The sequence below is a fragment of the SAR86 cluster bacterium genome (assembly GCA_023703575.1).
Lineage (GTDB): Bacteria > Pseudomonadota > Gammaproteobacteria > Magnimaribacterales > Magnimaribacteraceae > Magnimaribacter.
Genome location: CP097969.1, coordinates 92,951 through 112,558, shown reverse-complemented (window position 1 = coordinate 112,558; position 19,608 = coordinate 92,951). Strand labels below are relative to the sequence as shown.

Below are 19,608 nucleotides of genomic sequence, written 5' to 3'. Positions count from 1 at the left end.
ATGAATAAAAAGGTGTTAGCTAGATTGATAATCGAATATAGGAAATTATCAATAGTTCTTTGCATCGCATTATTCTTAGGATTATCTCAGGGTCTATCTAAATTAACATTCAATCCTGATTTAGAAACATTTTTCCCGAAAGGACATCCTGCTACCGAGTTAAAGGAAGATATAGATGATACGTTTCTTCCAACTGATAGTTTAATTATCGCGATAAGTGGAGGGAAAGAGACAATTTTCAAGAAAGAAACTTTAAATGTAATAGAAAAACTTACTGAATTGTCATGGACGACTCCATTTTCAGTGAGGGTCGATAGCCTTACAAACTTTTCTTATGTTCGATCAGTTGATGATGATTTATTAGTAGAGCCTTTCATTGAAAATGCTCTTCTTCTAACCGATCAGGAAATAAAGGAAAAATCCTTATTAGTAGAAGGCGAGGAAGCTATATATGGCTCGGTAATCTCTAAAGATAAGAGGACTTCAATCATAAACCTAGTTATAGATCCCCCTCAGCCCAATAAGGAGGCAAACCTAGAAGTGACTATTGATTATGTTCTGGAATATCTTGATAAGGCTAAGAAAGAAAATCCTGAACTAGACATAAGAATATTAGGCAATCCTTATCAGGAATATATGGATCCAAAAATGCTTGAGGCAGAAATACCACCGGTCATGAGTCTAATGTTTTTAGTTATTTTCTTGTCTATATTATTTGTACTAAGGAGTCTTGCTGCAGTTTTTTCGACCTTTGGAGTCATCATCCTCACAATTGGATCAACCTTCGGTTCAGTCGGTCTTTTGGGTAATGCGCTTAATCAAATGGTAATTACTTACCCAGTTTTAATTATTACCCTTGCACTAGCTGACTGCATTCATCTTTTTGCGATCTATTTTCAGGAACGCAACAGAGGAGAAACTAGTAAAAACTCAATGATAAAAAGTTTAGAATTGAATCTTCAACCTCTTTTTCTGACTACAGTTACTACTTGTATTGGATTTTTGTCATTCAATGCTCTTGATGTGGAGCCTTTAAGGGATCTCGGTAATGGCATTTCTATTGGTGTTTTATTTGCATTCTTTTACACAATCTTTTTTATCGCTCCTCTCATATCATTTTTAAACGTAAAAATTCCGAAATCAACTCAACAACAAGTTAACTTGTCTAGAAAGATTGCAATTTTTAGTCTGTCAAATAAAAAGGCTTTTCTTTTGATAATTCCTTTGTCTAGCTTACTAATGATTTTATTAATTCCTATGAATAAGTTAGATATGAATCCTACTCAAATGTATTCAGAGAAATACACTAGCTTTGGACCCGATGTTTTATGGCTAGATAAAAAGCTTGGAGCAAGCTTCCCCATTAGTTTCAAGGCTACGTCTGATAATGGCAGTGTTTCAAATCCAGAATTTCTTGAAAGCCTTGATAATTTTTCCATGTGGCTAGAGAAACAAAATGAAGTTACTCATGTTACATCTCTAGCAAGAACAATGAAATCACTCAACAAAAGCATGCATGGAGATGATTTAGAGATGAAAGTTATACCTGAAGATCAAGAGTTATCCTCTCAATACCTCTTCTTCTATGAAATGTCTCTTCCTATGGGGCTGGATCTTAATACCTCGATAAGCCAAGATAGAGGCTCTACTAGGATAGCTGCAACATTAAGAGAAATGACCTCTAAAGAATATCTTGTATTTGATAAAAAGGTTTCTACATATCTTAAGGATAACAATCTTGAAAGCACGATTTCAAAGCCTGCTGGATTCAGAGTTATTTTTGTCTACTTGATGGAAGCCGTAGTGAACTCTTTATTGATTGGTGTGACTATAGGTATGGCCTTAATCATAACTGTAATAGGATTTTTCTTTAGATCAGCTTATTTTGGATTTCTTTCATCTTTTCCTAATATCCTTCCAATTGCGAGTGCTTTCGGTATCTGGGCAATCATAGACGGTCAAATAGATTTCATGGTCGCAGTTGGAATGGGTTCTACTTTGGGTATCATCGTTGACTTCACAGTACACCTTCTCAGTAAATATGATTTAGCAAGGCAAGAACTGAATAAGAGTCCAGAAGATGCAGTGCTATATGCCTTTGAGGCGGTTGGCTTTGCTTTAATAGCTATGACAGTCATTCTAGCTCTAGGCTTCTCAGTTCTGCATCTTGTAAGCTTTCTTCCAGTGCATAATTTTGCCCAGTTTTCTATACTCGCTTTTGTTTTCGCGCTAATTATTGATTTCTTTCTATTCCCAAATCTACTTGTAAGATTTGATAAAAGAAAATTTGATTAAGTCTTAGTTAAATAGTAACCACAAAGCCAACAAGGAATTAGCGTTAAAGCAGCAATTATAAAAGCAAAGCTATAATCTCCTGAACCTAAAATTAGGGGAGCGATGTTGTTTCCTATCAACATGGATATATTCCCAAAACCCATAAAAATCCCAAAGTTAGTCGCGCTGGTATTTGAAGTACAAAGTGCCATTAAAATAGAAAATATTAGAACTGACCATCCTGCGTCAACTGCATCTACACCTATGATAGCTATTGATGAAATCAGATCAGAAGTCTCAGCACTAAAACTACTTACCGCGAGAAAGATAAAAGCTTGTCCGGTAATAAAAAATAGTAGAAGAAATCTTTTTGAAATATAGATAGTTAATAAACCTGCAGATAAACCTATCAATCCTCCTAACCACATGCCATAGGGCCGCAAAGAGCCTATATCCTCTCCAGTCCAACCCAGAACTTTAATATAGAATTCGTTGTAAATTACATCAAATATTCCATATCCGATGTTTGAGAAAAGCATAAATGTTATTGCTGCAAATGCACTTCTATTTAATAAGCTTTGGTTAACTCCTTTAAGTAATTCATTAAGTGTAAGTCGATCTTTATAGGACTGCTCTTGCTGCCCAGCCTTATGGGAAAGCTCCTTTGAAAAAATCGGAAATAGGAAAGCTAAGGACATCAATAAAATCAAGACTAAGAATCCTTCATTAACTCCATACCCATAAAAAATAGAAGTGGCCAAAGCCATCCCAAAACCTCTACCTAAGGTCTTGCTCCCCCACATGAAACCATTTGCATTAGCCATTTGATCTTTACGCAAACTATCTGCAGCAAGGGCATCTATAGCAATATCTGATATTGCTACAAACGTGTTGTGAAGCGTCAATAAACTTATAAGGATGAAGTTAACTTGCGTCACCTCAATAAAGATTAAAGGTGAGACAGCTAACATCATTGCAACCTGACTGATCAATATCCAAAATCTTCTTCTACCGAATCTACTTAAAGTAAATGAATCAATAATTGGCCCAAGAAATACTTTTAGTGTCCACGGAACCATTGTTATAGATAACAATAATGAGATATCTTTTACGGAAGCACCGATAGATACAAGATATGTTGTTAAGGCAAATAAAGTGCCTCCAGAGAGTCCTTGAGATAAATAGACTGCGCTAAGACTCCCTATATGCCAAATACTGCCTTCACTCAAAAGACGAGATTTAAATAGTTCCATTTATATATTAAAATAGAAAATATTAGAACTGACCATCCTGCGTCAACTGCATCTACACCTATGATAGCTATTGATGAAATCAGATCAGAAGTCTCAGTGCTAAAACTACTTACCGCGAGAAAGATAAAAGCTTGTCCGGTAATAAAAAATAGTAGAAGAAATCTTTTTGAAATATAGATAGTTAATAAACCTGCAGATAAACCTATCAATCCTCCTAACCACATGCCATAGGGCCGCAAAGAGCCTATATCCTCTCCAGTCCAACCCAGAACTTTAATATAGAATTCGTTGTAAATTACATCAAATATTCCATATCCGATGTTTGAGAAAAGCATAAATGTTATTGCTGCAAATGCACTTCTATTTAATAAGCTTTGGTTAACTCCTTTAAGTAATTCATTAAGTGTAAGTCGATCTTTATAGGACTGCTCTTGCTGCCCAGCCTTATGGGAAAGCTCCTTTGAAAAAATCGGAAATAGGAAAGCTAAGGACATCAATAAAATCAAGACTAAGAATCCTTCGTTAACTCCATACCCATAAAAAATAGAAGTGGCCAAAGCCATCCCAAAACCTCTACCTAAGGTCTTGCTCCCCCACATGAAACCATTTGCATTAGCCATTTGATCTTTACGCAAACTATCTGCAGCAAGGGCATCTATAGCAATATCTGATATTGCTACAAACGTGTTGTGAAGCGTCAATAAACTTATAAGGATGAAGTTAACTTGCGTCACCTCAATAAAGATTAAAGGTGAGACAGCTAACATCATTGCAACCTGACTGATCAATATCCAAAATCTTCTTCTACCGAATCTACTTAAAGTAAATGAATCAATAATTGGCCCAAGAAATACTTTTAGTGTCCACGGAACCATTGTTATAGATAACAATAATGAGATATCTTTTACGGAAGCACCGATAGATACAAGATATGTTGTTAAGGCAAATAAAGTGCCTCCAGAGAGTCCTTGAGATAAATAGACTGCGCTAAGACTCCCTATATGCCAAATACTGCCTTCACTCAAAAGACGAGATTTAAATAGTTCCATTTATATTAAATTTATTGAGTTAGTTAAGAGCAAATGATTGTTTAATTAGATCATAGGATCTCACTCTGGCAGAAAAGGGTTCACATATAGTGATGATTTTTAGCTCTTCAGGTTCAACTTTGTTCAAAATTGGTTGAAGCTTCTCTCTTATAGTCTGTGCGGTACCTACAAAAGTTCTATTATCATTTGTTCTCGCAAGATCGCCATTAATAGAGTCCTTTGCTTCTTCCAAAGTTGGGAATGCTCCAAAAATCCCTTTTTGAGAATTAAGTCTCCATGCAGCTGCACTTAAAGATAATTCTTCTGCTTCCTTATCTGTGTCAGCACAGATAGAAAATACGCCCACACTTATTTTTGGTTTATCTGCAAAAATGGATGGCTGAAAGTTATCTCGATAAACATCTGCGAGGTCTATGCATGAAGGATCAATAAAATATGCCAGTGCCATAGGTAAACCAAAATGGGCGGCATATTCTGCTCCCTGTCTTGAGGATACCAATAGCCAAACTTCGGGTAATTCACCTAGCCCCGGAGTAACATTAACTGACTCAAAAGATTTTGTAGATGAAACACTTCCCTCTAGAAAGGACTTTAAATCATTCATCTTTGTTGGAAAAAATTCTGGTCCAGTCGTCTTTGAGCCATAAGCAAGCGCACCAGCCTGATAAGCATCACTTCCTGGGGCCCTGCCAAGACCCAAATCAATCCTATTTGGAAATAATGATTCTAAGAGTCTAAAATTTTCTGCTACTTTGTAGGGACTATAGTGCATAAGCATAACCCCTCCTGAGCCTATGCGAATCGATTCTGTTTCTGATGCCAGACTAGGTATTAATATCTCAGGTGAGCATCCAGCAAATGAAGAAGACCCATGATGCTCAGCTAACCAAAATCGGTTCAATCCCAAAGAATCACAATATTTAGCTAACTCTCTAGTATCTTTGATTGCTTGATCTGCACTTGAATTAGAAAAAATAGGAGATTGGTCAACTACACTTATCTTCATGGTCCAATAGGCTTACCATCAATTACTTGATCTAAATATTCAGACATACCATAGCCAACAATACCTTTGTATGTGTACTGAGTCATTCCTTCAGTAATTCTTGTGACAAGGCTATCTCCTGCAGGAGTATTTCTTCTGTTTCTGAGGGGAATCAAAGAAATAACTTTACCTTCAACCTCATATTCACTTTCATCAGTTTCTGCCCAAGCCGTAAAAGTCTTTTGAAAATGATCATCATCATATTCAGTCTCTATTTTGCAATCCTTAACAATCTCATATTTGCCATCTTTCAGAACAATCCCTCCTCTTCTTTCAGAATCTTCGCTCTGGTGAACAATACTAAACATAAACCCTATCTCGTCATTTATATTAATCGTTAACCATCTGTACCATTCAATTGCTTGCCAATATCTTGGACCCCAGCTTTTATCTCTAAGCCCTAGGCCATCGATAGTCCATTCTTCACCGTTTATTTTAACAACACCTTTTCCAGACGTATGTTGTTCATAGTGGGCTTTTGAAAAACTTTTTTCAGGATCTCTTTCTAAAGGCCTCCCGTCTTTTCTTACTGCCTGTCCTCCAAACATAGGGGATATGCCGCTGATATTTATATCAGCTTCACATTCAACTCTTGGATTCTCTTTAAATGCTTTGCTAGGGTTTAACATATCTTTAGGATTGTCTAATAGTAATATCTTCCCTTTGTATTGAACTTTTAATGACTTGAAGGGATTAATTACCTCAAACTTCATGCCTCCCGCGTCAAAAAATTCATTTGTTGTTATTTCAGGCCTACCAAACATGAAACCAATTCTTCCATCAGGAAGATATATACAACAAGTCATCTCTGCATATCCCTCATTAGGTCTATTGCCCAATCTAAACCAGCCACCCATTTTCTTATTGTGGTCAAACACATTGAAGTACATACTTTCGTTGTAATTGGAGGCTTCATCGGGTTGATGATTAAACTCATCCTGTGGTTCAAGTTTAATTTCAATATCACTCATATCTTTTATATCCTTGTTATCTATTATCTAGTTTATATCTTCTTTTACAATCGCTGAAGGAAAGTATGTCTTAGAGTTATAATTAAAAAATAAGAATTAATCTAGGAATGAAACTTTATACCGCCAAAGAAACAAAAAAAATTGATAATCTTGCAATAAAAGAAAAAGAAATATCAGGTTATTCACTTATGCAAAGGGCTGCTGAATTTGCATTAGATGTAATTTTAAAGGAGTTCGGACCACTAGAAGAATTGGTTATCTTTTGCGCAAAAGGAAAAAACTCTGGAGATGGTTTTCTTTTAGGAAGCTTAGCAAAAGAGTTTGGCCTGAATGTGACTATAGTTACTTGTTGTCCTTCTAAAGAAATTAAGGGAGTTTCCAGCAAAGCATTTAAAAAAATGAAGGCGTCCAAGGCCAGAATTATCTCTATCAATTCTATTGAAAAGTTAAAAGTTTCTAGGAAAGCGGTCATAGTAGACGCGCTGATTGGAACTGGCATAAAAGGTAATCTAAGAAAGAATATTAAGGACTCCATATTGGCCTTGAATAGATTGGGTACCAAATTGCCAGTTGTATCTCTAGATATAGCATCTGGTGTTGATCCAGATACAGGGGATGTAGAGGATATTTGTGTCTATGCAGACATCACTATAACTTTTGTTGCTCAAAAAAGAGGTTGCTTTACCTCAATTGGGAAAAAAGTGTCAGGAGAAGTAATGTACTCTGATCTAGAAATACCAAAACAATTATTTTCTAAAGTCACTTCTACAAGTTCCATCATTAATTTTGAAGAAAATTTAGATAAGGTGGTTTACAGAGAACAAGATGCCCATAAAGGAAATTTTGGGCATGTTCTTGTAGTAGGCGGGGATAGAGGTTTGGGTGGAGCTGGTCTACTCGCTTCAAAAGCAGCAGTTTATTCAGGTGCAGGATTAACCAGTTTAGTTACAAGGCCTGAACATGTTAATGCAAGCTTAGTTTCATGCCCTGAAGTGATGGTGAAAGGAGTAGATTCTGGACAAGATTTAGAAGAGCATCTAATTAAACCAACTGTAATTGCAATAGGTCCAGGTCTCGGGCAGACAGCTTGGTCAGAACAAATGATACAAAGAGTTTTTTGGGAAGCTGAAAAAAGAGATGTTGTAGTCATTATGGATGCCGATGCACTAAATCTTTTACCCAAATTAAAACTATCTAGTAAATTACCGAGGCATTTGGTCTTAACCCCTCATCCTGGAGAGGCTGCTACATTATTGAATACAAATGTAGAAACTATTGAATCAGATAGATTTGCTTATTCAGCAAAGATTCAAAAAAAATTCGATGCAACCGTCGTATTGAAAGGATCAGGAACTGTCATATGTCACAAAAAAAATGGGATTCAGCAATGGGGAGTCTGCAATGCTGGTAATCCAGGAATGGCATCAGGAGGTATGGGTGACGTCTTAACGGGTATCATTGCAGGAATGTTAGCCCAAGGACTAGCACCAAAGGAAGCCTGTGAAGTAGGCGTAGACTTGCATGCCAAAGCAGCTGATCAAGCTTCATTTGATTTGGGTGAAGTTGGACTGACGCCAAGTGATGTTATTGAAGAGTTAAGATATTTACTGAAATATGACTAGAGTTAAGGTTACCTCAAATGAGAATGAAACCATCGCAGCCGGAGAGGAGCTAGCACAAGAAATTAGTAAAATTAAAACTGATAGATCAATAATTATATTTTTAGAAGGCGAACTGGGAGCAGGTAAAACCACTTTCACCAAAGGAATTCTTAAAGGCTTTAACTATAAAGAGTTGGTTAAAAGTCCTACCTACAATATTGTTGAAATACACGAAACAGATAAATATAGAGTTTTTCATTTTGATCTTTATAGAATCTCTGAACCGATAGAACTAGAAGAAATTGGCATAGAAGAATACCTTAAAGAGCTTAAATCAGTCTCAATCTTTGAGTGGCCTAAAAATGGTAAAGGAACTCTTCCCTCTGCCGATTTTAATGTTCAAATTTCATATAAAGAGAATGGAAAAGATGATAGAAGAGAGTTATTGATATCATGAACGGGAAATCTTTGAAAATAATCTTATTGGTAATTCTAATGATAGTAAGTAAATCTATACTTTCAGAAGAGAATATCTACTGTTTTGTAGGAGATGCTGGGGAAGTAAATCCAACTCAAAAAATGGTTGTAAAAGCTCTGGCAAATTCTGATTGTTCCATGGTCTGGCATCTAGGCGACATAACACAGCTTGGAGTCCAATCATTAGATGATCCAGAACTACAAGAAAGTTTTTTAACGCCCTTCAAACCATTTCTAGAAACTGAAATTCCCTTTTACTTAGCAGTCGGTAACCATGATTATAAGGGTGATCCAAGTGTATATCTTCAAGTTGCAAAGAATTATCCATCTATTAATCATCCTAGTAATTTCTATACCAAAAAATTTGGAAGAACATGTTTTTTTGTTCTGGATACGACTATTTTCGACAAGCTATATTATTTTTATAAAAGAGGCAGTCAGATTAGATGGTTGCTAGATGAAGTAGATAAACTGCAAGAAATGTGTGACTTTTCTATCGCAGTAGCTCATCACCCTTTATTTAGTTCAGGTGATAGAGACAGGGCCAATCCGCAGTTAGCAATGTTTCTAGAAAACTATGTCTTTGGAACTTTTGATATTTATATCACAGGCCATAATCATGTATTAGCAGATGAAGGTGATCATAAAAACACTCTTCAACTCATAAGTGCTACTGGCGCTCTTCCTGGTGGCTCGCCCGCTGAAGTAGACTCGGGTAAATTCAATATAGAGACTCCGGGGTATCTAAAAATGATAGTAAATAATAATAGTGCTAATTATCAATTTGTGAGCGCTAGGGATAACGAAATCCTATGGTCTAATACAAAACTTGGTAATGGCCTTAGATGACAACTATTCTATTAAGTTTGATACTTCAATTCCCAACGCTAGAGAAGAGGTTAAGCCAGGAGAAGCGTAACCAAGAACATTTACATACTGGTTATCATTTACTGTGCCGGAATCTATAATAAAGTCTTTTATTCCCTTGAGTTTAGGTCTTATCCCAGAGTAACCAGGAGTAAGATCTTCAGCCTGGATGCTGGGCCAATAAGACTGAACCGCCTCAAGAAAACTAGATTTTCGATGTGAAGAGAGATTATAGTCAATCTCATCCACCACATATGCAGAAGGCCCGAATCTGATACCTTTGCCAAGGTCTATTGTTGCGTGAAGGCCTAAACTATTTTCAGATGGAGTTGGATAAATCAGATTCTCTAATTTTTCTTTACCTTGATAAATATAATATTCACCTTTTACAAATTCTTCTTGATAAGTGTTTCCTTCATTAACAAGATTCGCAATGTGAACCGCATTAAGTCCTGCAGAATTTACAAGAATATTAGTAATAACAACAAATTGGTTTTCTGTATTTTTATCCTGTATGTAAACTTCATAGCCTTTGGAAGATTGCTCCACATTTAATGTTTCATTGCCTAGCAGTATATTCCCACCCAAGCTCTGAAAATCTCTACTTAAAGAATGAATGAAGGAATGACTATCAAAAATTCCGGTGGAAGGAGAAAATATAGCTTCTTTGTAATTTAAGAAAGGATATTTAGACTTTAAAGAATTATCATAAGTTAAATCATTTACCCCACAAATCAGGCCATTCTCATAAATACTGTTTAAGGTTTCTGATTCCTCATCATTTGAAGATAAGATATATTTTCCACAACGATTGAACTCAATCTTCCTCTCCTGCAAATATTTATATAGTAATTCTTTACCTTTCAAGCAGAGTTTTGATTTGAGCGAACCATGATCATAATACATACCAGCATGTATAACTTCGGAGTTTCTGCTAGAGGTTTCTTGTGCTATGTGAAGATTCCGTTCAATGAGGAAAATATCTTCAAATCTTGAAGAAAGCTCTCTTGCGATAGCTATTCCGGAGACTCCTCCTCCTATGACCAAACAATCAACTTCAAATTTTTCTAATTTGCTCAATATTTACTAAAGATATTTATTATATTTACTGTTAAGGTTGAGGCGCACTCAGTATAGATACCTAATGTAGAAATGTTTAGAAGAATCGAATATTTATGAAATTAAATTATGGAATCATAGGCACTGGGATGATGGGTTGCGAACACATCCGTAATCTCAAAAAAATACCTGATGTAAGAATAGTTGCAATTGCCGATCCTAATGAGGAATCTAGGATATGGGCCCGTAGGGCTTGTGGAGATAAATTCAAAATTCGGTTATATGAAGACTATAAAGAGCTCTTGGTTCAAAAAAATATTGATGTCATTGTGATCGCTAGTCCAAACTTTACTCATATTGAAGTTATGAGAGAGCTGTTCAAAACAGATAAACATGTATTACTTGAAAAACCCATGTGCACAAACCTTCCAGACGGCTTAGAAGTTCTGAGGAAAAGTAAAAAACATGAGGGTTTGGTTTGGATTGGCCTTGAATACAGATTTATGGCGCCTATTCAATCTTTGATTAATCATATCGAAAAGATAGGTGACATAAGAATGCTATCAATTAGAGAGCATAGATTTCCATTTCTAAAAAAAGTAGGTAATTGGAATCGTTTTAATGAAAATACTGGTGGGACACTAGTTGAAAAATGTTGTCATTTCTTTGATTTGATGAATCTAATAGTCCCGAGTAAACCTATAAAAGTTTATGCTTCTGGAGGTCAGGATGTAAACCATTTGGATGAAAAATATGATGGAAAAACTCCGGACATAATTGATAATTCTTTTGTGATCATAGACTATCAGGATGGACAAAGAGCTATGCTTGATTTGTGTATGTTTGCAGAAGCGGGAAAATATGAACAAGAGATTGTACTTACGGGGGATAAAGGTAAGTTAGAAACATATATTCCTGGCAATGAACTATTATTGACCAATAGGAAAAATTATTCACTTGAGACTATATTAGTTAAAGATGATCCTAGAGTGAAAGAAGTAGGTTTTCATCATGGTGCTAGTTATATCGAACATTTGGAGTTAATAGATTGTATTAAAAATAAAAAGAAACCACTTGTAGATTGCCAAAATGGTCTTGATTCGATTATTCTTGGCTTAGCTGCGCAAGAATCCATTCAAACAGGTAGTCCCGTTTTCTTGGAAGATTTCTTAAATTAAAATATGAAATACAGATCAATAAAAGACATGCCACAAGTGGGCTTTGGGCTTTGGAAAGTCCCAAAAGATGTATGTTCTAATACAGTTTTTAAAGCAATAGAATTAGGTTACAGGCACTTAGATTCAGCTTCTGACTATGGTAATGAAAAGGAGGTCGGCCAAGGAATTAAGGCGGCTTTAGAAAAAGGTTTGTGTACGAGAGAAGAGCTATGGATAACATCTAAGCTATGGAATACCTATCACCATCCCGATCATGTTCAACCGGCTCTAGAAAAAACGCTGCAAGATCTTCAATTAGATTATCTTGATCTGTATATGATTCATTTTCCTATTTCTTTGAAGTTTGTACCTTTCGAGAATAGATATCCACCCGAATGGTTCAATGATCCTGATAGCCATGAGCCTAAAATGATTTCATCTAGAGTTCCACTATCTGAAACTTGGCACGCCATGGAATCATTAAAAGAAGATAATTTGACCAAGCATATAGGTGTTTGTAATTACTCTTCCGGTTTACTGCATGATCTTATGAACTACTGTGAAACTAAACCAGAAATTCTCCAAATAGAATCTCATCCATATCTTACTCAAGAAAAACTTATACGATTAGCTAAAGACTACGGGTTAGAAGTTACAGCTTTTTCTCCTTTAGGATCTATATCCTATGAGGAACTGGGTGGCGCTGAAGAAAGTGAATCAATTTTAAAGAATAAAATTGTTCAGTCTATTTCTAAAGATATCGGTATAACGCCAGCTCAGTTAATTTTGGGATGGGGCTTGAATAGGGGTACTTCCATTGTAGTTAAAAGCACTAATGAAATACGTATGAAAGAAAATTTAGCTGCTTCCAGTGTAAAACTACAACAATCCATCATAGATAAAATATCAGCCCTCAATGTAAATAAAAGATATAACGATCCAGGCATATTTTGTGAGGATGCTTTCAATACTTTCTTTCCAATTTATGAATAAAAAAGATTTCTTAAAAGAAATACAAGAAGATACAAAATTGATAACAATGTCTTCTACTGAGAAATGGATTCATGAAAATAAGGTTTCTATTGAATCTCAACTTGATGAATATGGAGCAGTTCTCTTTAGTGACCTTCCAGTAAAAAGTGCTGAGGATTTTGATCTCTTTGTTTCTGCTTTCAAATACGATACGTTTACTTATGAAGAATCTCTATCGAATGCAGTTAGAATAAATAAAACTGATAAAGTTTTTACAGCAAATGAAGCGCCGAGTGAGATTGAAATATTTCTCCACCACGAAATGGCACAGACTCCCCGATATCCTAAATATATATTCTTTTTTTGCAGATCTGCTTCTCAGTATGGAGGAGAAACTCCTTTATGTAGGTCTGATTATCTTTATGCCGAGCTTCTAAAAGTAGATGCAAATTTAATATCCAAATTTGAAAAAAATGGGGTTATTTATAATTCTATCATGTCGAATGGAGACGAATTAGTCTCAGGACAAGGAAGGAGTTGGCAAAAAACTCTAGGTGTTAGCTTTAAGGAAGAGGCCGAGCTCAAATTAAAAGAACTTGGGTATTCTTGGCATTGGCTTGAAGAAGATAACTTATCGGTTACGACAAAAACTTTAAAAGCTATAAAAGAACTTAAAAATGGAGAGAAATCATTCTTTAATCAAGTTCTAGCGGCATCTTTAGGATGGAAAAAAAATAAAGATAATGATATTTCGCCCGTAAGGTTCGGTAATGGTGAAGAAATTTGCAACTCAAGTCTTCAAATGATTTCTAGCTTAGCAGAGTCATTAACTCTTCTAAGAAATTGGAAGGAAAAGGATATCTTGTTGATTGATAATCATAGGGTGATGCATGGTAGGAAACCATTTTCAGGAGTAAAGAATAGAGAAATTTTAGTGTCTTTAACTGCTTAGATTAAGCATGCAGGTGAAACCAGCTTTTATGAATTCTTTGGTCAAGATTAGAAATCTTACCTTGAAGGTTGTCCAAGAAGGTATGGAGCTTATCGTCGTCATAACTCTCAACTCTTGATGACATAATTCGTTCTATAACTTTATAAACTTCTTCTTTCAATAAACTATTATTTGGTAACACAGCGACGCATTTGTCTATCTCTCTAAGACAGGTATTCAATGATCTAGGGAACCCTCTATTTTTAAAGAGGAATCTGAGAACACTGCCTCTTTCAATTTCACCTTTTGCCTCTTCTCTATAAGCACCTTGGGCAGAGAGATTTCTTAGCATGCTTGCCCATTCAAGAGTTGAGAAGTCATGTGTCTGAGAATTTTTCTTTGAGACGCATAATGTATCAAGAGTTCTGGAGATCATATCTACACGTTCAATATACCTTCCTAACCTGATGAACTCAAAAACTAATCCAGTAGAAAAATTATCATTGATTATGCCGAAAAATCTTTGAGATCCTTCAATAAGTTTATACAAATCTTTTGGCTGTCCTCTTCTTGCTTTCAAAGTACCTCGGTTAAATTCATTTAAAAGATTATTAACTTGCTCTGTTGCAGATTGGGGAAGATAGTCTCTTGTTTCTTTGACGTTATATGCCGCTTTGATAAGAGAATTTTTAATTGAGTTAGGATTTGCTTCTTCATAACATAGGAAATTTATTACATTAGCTTCTTTAAAAGTCATATACCTTCTTTGGTAAATATCAACATTATCAAGTGTCTCAATTATAGATTGCCATCCAAGTGTTTTGTCACCGGGAAAATCCAACATCAGCTCAGAATTAACATTTATCAATCTAGCTGTATTTTCAACTCTTTCAACATACCTAGAAAGCCAATATAAGTGTTCTGCGTCTCTACTTAACATAATTATTTATCTACTATCCATGTATCCTTACTACCGCCTCCTTGAGAAGAATTGACCACAGTAGAGCCTTTTTTTAAAGCCACCCGAGTCAACCCGCCTACCGTCACATAACTTTTTTCACCAGTTAAAATAAATGGTCTTAAATCTAAATGTCTGGGCTCTATTGAACCTTTATCATAAGTTGGGGTGGTAGATAACAGCGCAAGCGGTTGTGCAATGTAATTGCGTGGATCTTTTCTTATTAACTTCAGTGTCTCTTCTTTTTCCTTTTTGGAAGCGCTCTTCCCAATGACTATACCATAACCACCAGACTCGGCTACAGGTTTGATTACAAATTCCTTAAATCTATCTTTTATTAATTCAAAACTTTCTTTATCACTCATTAAATAAGTTTTAAGGTTTTCTATAATTGGTTCTTCCTTCAAATAAAATTTGATCATCTCAGGCACGAAAGAGTAAACTGCTTTATCGTCAGCTATTCCACAGCCTGGCGCATTTATTATGGAAACATGTTTTTTTCTCCATGATTCAATTAAGCCTTCAACGCCCAATACAGAATCTTTATTGCCTCTCGAGGGATCTAAAAAGTCATCATCAATTCTCCTATATATGACATCAACCCTTACTAAACCTTCTATAGTTTTTTTGTAAACGAAGTTATCTTTTAAAACTACCAAATCTGTTCCTTGTACCAGATCTATACCCATTTGCTGAGCAAGATATGAGTGTTCATAATATGCTGAGTTGTAAATGCCAGGAGTAAGGAGAACCATTTCTGGTTGACGGCTTCTTGAGTAACTCAGAGATACAAGTGTCTCATAGAGCTTTGTTGGATAAGCACCAACCGGCATTACTCCATAATGTTGAAAAAGATCTGGAAAAACTCTTTTCATAACGGTTCTATTCTCGAGCATGTAACTTACCCCTGATGGTACTCTGAGGTTATCTTCTAATACATAGAAAATTCCGTCCTTATCTTTGATCAGATCAGAACCGCAGATACTAGACCATGAACTGTGTTTCAGTTTCATTCCCATACAGTATTCTTTAAATGCAGGAGATTCAGTTATGAGAGATTCATCCATGTCGCTTTCTTTTAGAAATTTCTGATCGTTGTAGCAATCTTCTATAAAGAGATTTAAAGCTTTTACTCTTTGCTCTAAACCTTTCTCCACTTTATCCCATTCTTTTTTTCTGATAATTCTTGGGATGAAATCTAATGGCCAAGACCTGTCTTGTCCTTCTACATACTCCTCAGAATAAATGCGAAAGGAAATTCCCATAGATTTGATAGCTGACTCGGTGGCATTATTTATTTCATTTAAGTCATTTGGACTCAGTGATCCAAGAAATTTACCTATTTTCTTTGTATGAGTTCTGAACCTTTGCGATGTATTTAAGTATTCATCAAAAAAGGGTGAAGTTGGATAGTTTTTCCATGAAATAGCCACGCATTAATACATGCAACAAGTAAGCCAAAACATTTTGGTTCTTTATCGTAAATAATGCACTTTTTAGGTGCTATTTGCAGTTTGAAAAGGGTCGAAGAATTTAAAGGGAATTTTGTAAACCCCTTTTATTAGACTCTAAATACAAAAAATGACATGAAATTCTAAAAAGATTAAAATGGCATAAGTATTGCATGCTTTTTTTGAGAAATTATATGTCTTACTGTCTAGCAATAAAAGTAAATGAAGGATTGGTATTTGCTTCCGATTCCAGAACTAATGCAGGTTTGGATAATGTAAATACCTATTCAAAAATGTTTACCTACAATGTAGGTGACAGGGCCTTTGTAATACTCACAGCAGGAAATCTTGCAACTTCGCAAGCGGTTTATCATCAACTCGAAAAGGATCTCAATTCAGATAATCCTGAGATCAATCTGAATTTATGTGAGGATATTGAGGCTGCCGCTCAGTATATTGGAAGACTTAGCGTTTCTAGTTCTAACCAATCTTTGGAAGTGCAGAATCAATCCTCTTTGATGGGATCATTTTTTATTTTAGGAGGTCAAATTAAAGATCAAGAGCCTAATTTATTGCTAATTTATCCTGAAGGGAATTTCATTTATGTCTCCAATGAACAACCCTATCTTCAAATAGGCGAGACAAAGTATGGAAAACCAATCCTAGATAGGATGATCAACAAGAATACTCCTATTGGAGATTCAGCTAGAGTCGCCCTTCTTTCCCTCGATTCAACTATGAGGAGTGACCTTACGGTAGGGCCACCAATAGATTTTGTGGTTTATAAAAAAGATCAAATACATCTAGACTATCAAGGAAGGTATAAACTCAAGTCACCCTATTTTAAAGAAATGTCAGATACATGGGCTCAAAAACTTTCAGATGCTATTCACACACTACCTAAGTTTGAATGGGAAGAAGAGGATCAAACAAATTAAAGATATTTCCTAAAAAACTTCCATACCGCCTCTGAAGCAATTATCTCGTTTTCTCCAGAACCGAAATAATACCGGAGAATTGGATTACTCCACCAAGATAGTTTTAATCCTGCTCCTGGCCAAATGTGTCCACCACCTTCTATCTTGTACATCCATATTTCAGTTTCAACACCTTCAGTCCAATATCTTTCAAAAAACACATTATTGGCTGCTCCGTCATCCTCACTTAATATTAATTCTTCAGATTTCTGATCCAATTGATATTTTTCAACAAAAAAGTTTATGGTTTCTGGTAAGCCATAATATGCACCCCAACCACTGACATTATTTATATCACCATCAAAAAAAGAAATGTCATCAGCCGTGCCATGAATATCAAATATCGGCACTGGATTGTTCATCTTACAGTTATCCATTGTTTGTTTCATGATGACTCCCGTGACTGAAGCTACAGCTTCAAATAAATCAGAAGATGTGCAGGCCAATAAGTATGCCATATCACCTCCGTTAGACATTCCTGTTGCAAAAGCCTTTTGCCTTTTAAGATTGAATTCTTTTGAAAGGGAATTAACTAGATATCTAATATAGGAGACATCATCTACAGTTGAGTCAGAGTGAAAATCATAGCCTACATTAAAAAATGTATTACCATCACTACCAACTGTTCCTTGAGGATAAACAGCAATGAAACCCTCCCTGTTTGCTACATCGTTCATGCCAGAATAAGTCATAATAGTTTCAGCACTACTTGTATACCCATGTATGACAATTACTAGTGGAGAATCTTGATTTATATTTGAGGGAACATGGATAATATAGTCTCTCTCTAATCCGCCATGAATCAATGTCCTATGCTCACTCATCATATTTAATGAGCACAGCATCACTAATAATAAAAATTTGATTTTCATTTAATTCTCCTGATGAAATCGCATTAATTCTTCCCCTGCCTTTTCATAAAATAAGAAAGGATTATGATCTATTCCTTCGATGGCCAAAAAATTGTGTTCTAAGAGTAATTTATCCAGATATGCACTATATTCCTCTATGCTTTTAAAATTCATATCATCTTTTCCTGACCAAAGTAGAAGTTTAGGCGTACTTTTCCCAGAATGTTTATGTGCCTTTGCAAGAGACCAAGCATCATTCCCTTCTCCAACGTAATAAATTGCTTCATCGTTATCTCGTGGATCATCTTCAATACCATTATTTCCTTGAATTAGCTTTTCCATCATATAAGAAGCGCCTCCAGCTGCAACGGTACCAAAAAGTTCTGGATACTTGAACATATAACGAGTAGCTCCCCTTCCTCCTTGGGAAAAACCTTCAAGACCGCGCGCGTTCCTTTCAGAGATAGTTCTATAATTTTTATCAATATGAGGAATAAGTTCATTAATAAAAATATCCTCTCCAAAAGAATTCTTTTCTATTGAGTTGTAATGGCTTAATTCTCCTCCGTTTACAAAGACATATAAAGCAGGATCGATGGTATTTTTGGACATTAAAACTTCCAAATAATTTGAGATAAATACCGATCTAGCCTCGTTTCCTGGTCTACCACCATGCAGATAATAGACCGATCTAAATCTTCTTTTAGAATCTTCAAAGTACTCATCGGGAATATAAATGTAATAACCGACAGGAGTACTCATTGAAGCGCTTCTAAAAGTGCCTTTTTTTAATTTTTCCGGTAAATCAAACTTCTCATTAACTTCATTTACCCAAGAAAACTCTCTAGAGTAATCACTTATAAAATCTCTGAGTTCACTCTTACTAATTGAGTTATTACGATTAGAGTCAACTAGAGAAAATATCCCCTTAGCCCATTCTTCTCGTTCTATAGATCCATTTGAGTTCTTATCTTGCTCTTTGAATGAAAAATAAACACCTAGCTCAATACCAACAAAGGTTAATATATTTTTTGATTGGATTAAGACGACTAAAAAGAAAATACTTACAAGTATCCACCCTAATCTCATTATTTGCTTTCTGCATATCCCCAATAATTATATCCAGCAATCTTAGGAGTACTTGGGATATACATCTCCTCCATCTCAATTATGTCAAAGCCTGATTCTTGTATTAGATCTGGAATCTTTCGATCGATATTACAACCACCCGCAATTAGTCCCCAGAATGGATTAATTCTTTTTTGCCACTTCTTTATATTCTCATCTGGAGCTTCGCCATGTTCACAAAAAATCATTTTGCCTTCATTCTTAAGCACTCTTTTGATTTCAGTATTGGCTCTATGTACTTCTGGAATAGTGCACATCGTGTAAGTAACTAATACGGTATCAAAATAGTTATCTGGTAATGGCATTTCTTCCGCACCTGAAGAAACAAATTTAACATCTATCCCTTCTTGTATAGCAACTTCTTTCGCCATTTTACTGAGTTCTTCAGAGGGATCTAACCCCCATATTTCTTCAATTTTAGATTTATCATAAAAAGGTAAATTGAGACCAGACCCAATTCCTATCTCTAAGACCTTCCCCTCGGCATGAGGAACAACTTTTTTTCTTTGGTAAGAAACCGGTTTAGATCCGCAGGCACAATTTAGAAATTTTGGCAGCACATATTTTTCATATAAACTCATAGAACT

The 19,608-nt window shown here is 35.5% G+C and carries 18 protein-coding genes; 8 read left to right on the top strand and 10 right to left on the bottom strand.

The genetic code is table 11. The annotated features are described in order from the left end of the window. The gene (locus tag M9C83_00590) at positions 1–2,295 is read left to right on the top strand and encodes an MMPL family transporter (GenBank protein ID URQ66730.1); all 2,295 of its coding nucleotides are present in this window, start codon (positions 1–3) and stop codon (positions 2,293–2,295) included. On the opposite strand, the gene M9C83_00585 is transcribed toward M9C83_00590, so the two are convergent. Genes M9C83_00585 through M9C83_00570 form a run of 4 tightly spaced genes read right to left on the bottom strand, consistent with a single transcriptional unit; the run spans position 2,292 to position 6,592 of the window. Continuing rightward, a complete protein-coding gene (locus M9C83_00585; protein ID URQ66729.1) occupies positions 2,292–3,527 on the bottom strand; it encodes an MFS transporter in 1,236 nt (411 codons plus the stop codon). The genes M9C83_00590 and M9C83_00585 overlap by 4 nt on opposite strands. Next, positions 3,500–4,576 carry an MFS transporter gene (locus M9C83_00580; protein ID URQ66728.1) on the bottom strand — a complete coding sequence of 359 codons (1,077 nt, stop codon included), beginning with the start codon at positions 4,574–4,576 and terminating at the stop codon, positions 3,500–3,502. Before M9C83_00580 ends, M9C83_00585 begins: the two co-directional genes overlap by 28 nt. A gap of 19 nt (positions 4,577–4,595) precedes the next feature. Further along, on the bottom strand, positions 4,596–5,582 hold the full coding sequence (locus M9C83_00575; GenBank protein URQ66727.1) for an LLM class flavin-dependent oxidoreductase: 987 nt from the start codon (positions 5,580–5,582) through the stop codon (positions 4,596–4,598). Further along, positions 5,579–6,592, bottom strand: coding sequence for a hypothetical protein (locus tag M9C83_00570; protein URQ66726.1), 1,014 nt, complete (start codon positions 6,590–6,592; stop codon positions 5,579–5,581). Before M9C83_00570 ends, M9C83_00575 begins: the two co-directional genes overlap by 4 nt. Positions 6,593–6,699: 107 nt before the next feature. Here M9C83_00570 and M9C83_00565 point away from each other — a divergent pair, with 107 nt between their 5' ends. The 3 genes from M9C83_00565 to M9C83_00555 are packed head-to-tail and all read left to right on the top strand — an operon-like array spanning position 6,700 to position 9,519. Beyond that, positions 6,700–8,214, top strand: a complete 1,515-nt coding sequence (locus M9C83_00565; protein URQ66725.1) for an NAD(P)H-hydrate dehydratase — start codon at positions 6,700–6,702, stop codon at positions 8,212–8,214. Continuing rightward, positions 8,207–8,650: a tRNA (adenosine(37)-N6)-threonylcarbamoyltransferase complex ATPase subunit type 1 TsaE gene (gene tsaE / locus M9C83_00560; GenBank protein URQ66724.1), complete on the top strand. Its 444-nt coding sequence runs from the start codon at positions 8,207–8,209 to the stop codon at positions 8,648–8,650. Before M9C83_00565 ends, tsaE begins: the two co-directional genes overlap by 8 nt. 38 nt (positions 8,651–8,688) lie before the next feature. Next, positions 8,689–9,519: a metallophosphoesterase gene (locus tag M9C83_00555; GenBank protein URQ66723.1), complete on the top strand. Its 831-nt coding sequence runs from the start codon at positions 8,689–8,691 to the stop codon at positions 9,517–9,519. 3 nt (positions 9,520–9,522) lie between these two features. On the opposite strand, the gene M9C83_00550 is transcribed toward M9C83_00555, so the two are convergent. Then, a complete protein-coding gene (locus M9C83_00550; protein ID URQ66722.1) occupies positions 9,523–10,617 on the bottom strand; it encodes an NAD(P)/FAD-dependent oxidoreductase in 1,095 nt (364 codons plus the stop codon). Between the two features lie 95 nt (positions 10,618–10,712). Between M9C83_00550 and M9C83_00545 the strand changes: the two genes are divergently transcribed. From M9C83_00545 to M9C83_00535, 3 genes are read left to right on the top strand one after another with little or no spacing between them, the layout of a single operon-like run. Then, a complete protein-coding gene (locus M9C83_00545) occupies positions 10,713–11,774 on the top strand; it encodes a Gfo/Idh/MocA family oxidoreductase (protein ID URQ66721.1) in 1,062 nt (353 codons plus the stop codon). Positions 11,775–11,777: 3 nt separating this feature from the next. Further along, positions 11,778–12,746: an aldo/keto reductase gene (locus M9C83_00540; protein ID URQ66720.1), complete on the top strand. Its 969-nt coding sequence runs from the start codon at positions 11,778–11,780 to the stop codon at positions 12,744–12,746. Further along, complete coding sequence (locus tag M9C83_00535) at positions 12,739–13,677, top strand: TauD/TfdA family dioxygenase (GenBank protein URQ66719.1); 939 nt, start codon at positions 12,739–12,741, stop codon at positions 13,675–13,677. The genes M9C83_00540 and M9C83_00535 overlap by 8 nt, the downstream gene beginning before the upstream one ends. A gap of 1 nt (position 13,678) precedes the next feature. On the opposite strand, the gene M9C83_00530 is transcribed toward M9C83_00535, so the two are convergent. Then, the gene (locus M9C83_00530) at positions 13,679–14,596 is read right to left on the bottom strand and encodes an alpha-E domain-containing protein (protein ID URQ66718.1); all 918 of its coding nucleotides are present in this window, start codon (positions 14,594–14,596) and stop codon (positions 13,679–13,681) included. Positions 14,597–14,598: 2 nt separating this feature from the next. Further along, on the bottom strand, positions 14,599–16,047 hold the full coding sequence (locus M9C83_00525) for a circularly permuted type 2 ATP-grasp protein (protein ID URQ66717.1): 1,449 nt from the start codon (positions 16,045–16,047) through the stop codon (positions 14,599–14,601). A 212-nt stretch (positions 16,048–16,259) separates the two neighbouring features. Here M9C83_00525 and M9C83_00520 point away from each other — a divergent pair, with 212 nt between their 5' ends. Next, positions 16,260–17,003, top strand: coding sequence for a hypothetical protein (locus M9C83_00520; protein URQ66716.1), 744 nt, complete (start codon positions 16,260–16,262; stop codon positions 17,001–17,003). On the opposite strand, the gene M9C83_00515 is transcribed toward M9C83_00520, so the two are convergent. The 3 genes from M9C83_00515 to M9C83_00505 are packed head-to-tail and all read right to left on the bottom strand — an operon-like array spanning position 17,000 to position 19,602. Then, positions 17,000–17,914: a prolyl oligopeptidase family serine peptidase gene (locus tag M9C83_00515; protein URQ66715.1), complete on the bottom strand. Its 915-nt coding sequence runs from the start codon at positions 17,912–17,914 to the stop codon at positions 17,000–17,002. The two genes, M9C83_00520 and M9C83_00515, sit on opposite strands and share 4 nt — an antisense overlap. Beyond that, positions 17,915–18,982: an alpha/beta hydrolase-fold protein gene (locus M9C83_00510; GenBank protein URQ66714.1), complete on the bottom strand. Its 1,068-nt coding sequence runs from the start codon at positions 18,980–18,982 to the stop codon at positions 17,915–17,917. It abuts the gene before it with no gap. Then, complete coding sequence (locus M9C83_00505; protein URQ66713.1) at positions 18,982–19,602, bottom strand: class I SAM-dependent methyltransferase; 621 nt, start codon at positions 19,600–19,602, stop codon at positions 18,982–18,984. The genes M9C83_00510 and M9C83_00505 overlap by 1 nt, the downstream gene beginning before the upstream one ends. Between the last annotated feature and the right edge of the window lie 6 nt (positions 19,603–19,608).

Excerpts from the sequence above, each read along its gene's own strand:
- tsaE (URQ66724.1), top strand. The coding sequence starts at position 8,207 with ATGACTAGAGTTAAGGTTACCTCAAATGAGAATGAAACCATCGCAGCC.
- M9C83_00515 (URQ66715.1), bottom strand. The coding sequence starts at position 17,914 with ATGAAAATCAAATTTTTATTATTAGTGATGCTGTGCTCATTAAATATG.
- M9C83_00555 (URQ66723.1), top strand. The coding sequence starts at position 8,689 with ATGATAGTAAGTAAATCTATACTTTCAGAAGAGAATATCTACTGTTTT.
- M9C83_00530 (URQ66718.1), bottom strand. The coding sequence starts at position 14,596 with ATGTTAAGTAGAGACGCAGAACACTTATATTGGCTTTCTAGGTATGTT.
- M9C83_00510 (URQ66714.1), bottom strand. The coding sequence starts at position 18,982 with ATGAGATTAGGGTGGATACTTGTAAGTATTTTCTTTTTAGTCGTCTTA.
- M9C83_00565 (URQ66725.1), top strand. The coding sequence starts at position 6,700 with ATGAAACTTTATACCGCCAAAGAAACAAAAAAAATTGATAATCTTGCA.
- M9C83_00570 (URQ66726.1), bottom strand. The coding sequence starts at position 6,592 with ATGAGTGATATTGAAATTAAACTTGAACCACAGGATGAGTTTAATCAT.
- M9C83_00535 (URQ66719.1), top strand. The coding sequence starts at position 12,739 with ATGAATAAAAAAGATTTCTTAAAAGAAATACAAGAAGATACAAAATTG.
- M9C83_00590 (URQ66730.1), top strand. The coding sequence starts at position 1 with ATGAATAAAAAGGTGTTAGCTAGATTGATAATCGAATATAGGAAATTA.
- M9C83_00575 (URQ66727.1), bottom strand. The coding sequence starts at position 5,582 with ATGAAGATAAGTGTAGTTGACCAATCTCCTATTTTTTCTAATTCAAGT.
- M9C83_00580 (URQ66728.1), bottom strand. The coding sequence starts at position 4,576 with ATGGAACTATTTAAATCTCGTCTTTTGAGTGAAGGCAGTATTTGGCAT.
- M9C83_00505 (URQ66713.1), bottom strand. The coding sequence starts at position 19,602 with ATGAGTTTATATGAAAAATATGTGCTGCCAAAATTTCTAAATTGTGCC.
- M9C83_00545 (URQ66721.1), top strand. The coding sequence starts at position 10,713 with ATGAAATTAAATTATGGAATCATAGGCACTGGGATGATGGGTTGCGAA.
- M9C83_00540 (URQ66720.1), top strand. The coding sequence starts at position 11,778 with ATGAAATACAGATCAATAAAAGACATGCCACAAGTGGGCTTTGGGCTT.
- M9C83_00520 (URQ66716.1), top strand. The coding sequence starts at position 16,260 with ATGTCTTACTGTCTAGCAATAAAAGTAAATGAAGGATTGGTATTTGCT.
- M9C83_00585 (URQ66729.1), bottom strand. The coding sequence starts at position 3,527 with ATGGAACTATTTAAATCTCGTCTTTTGAGTGAAGGCAGTATTTGGCAT.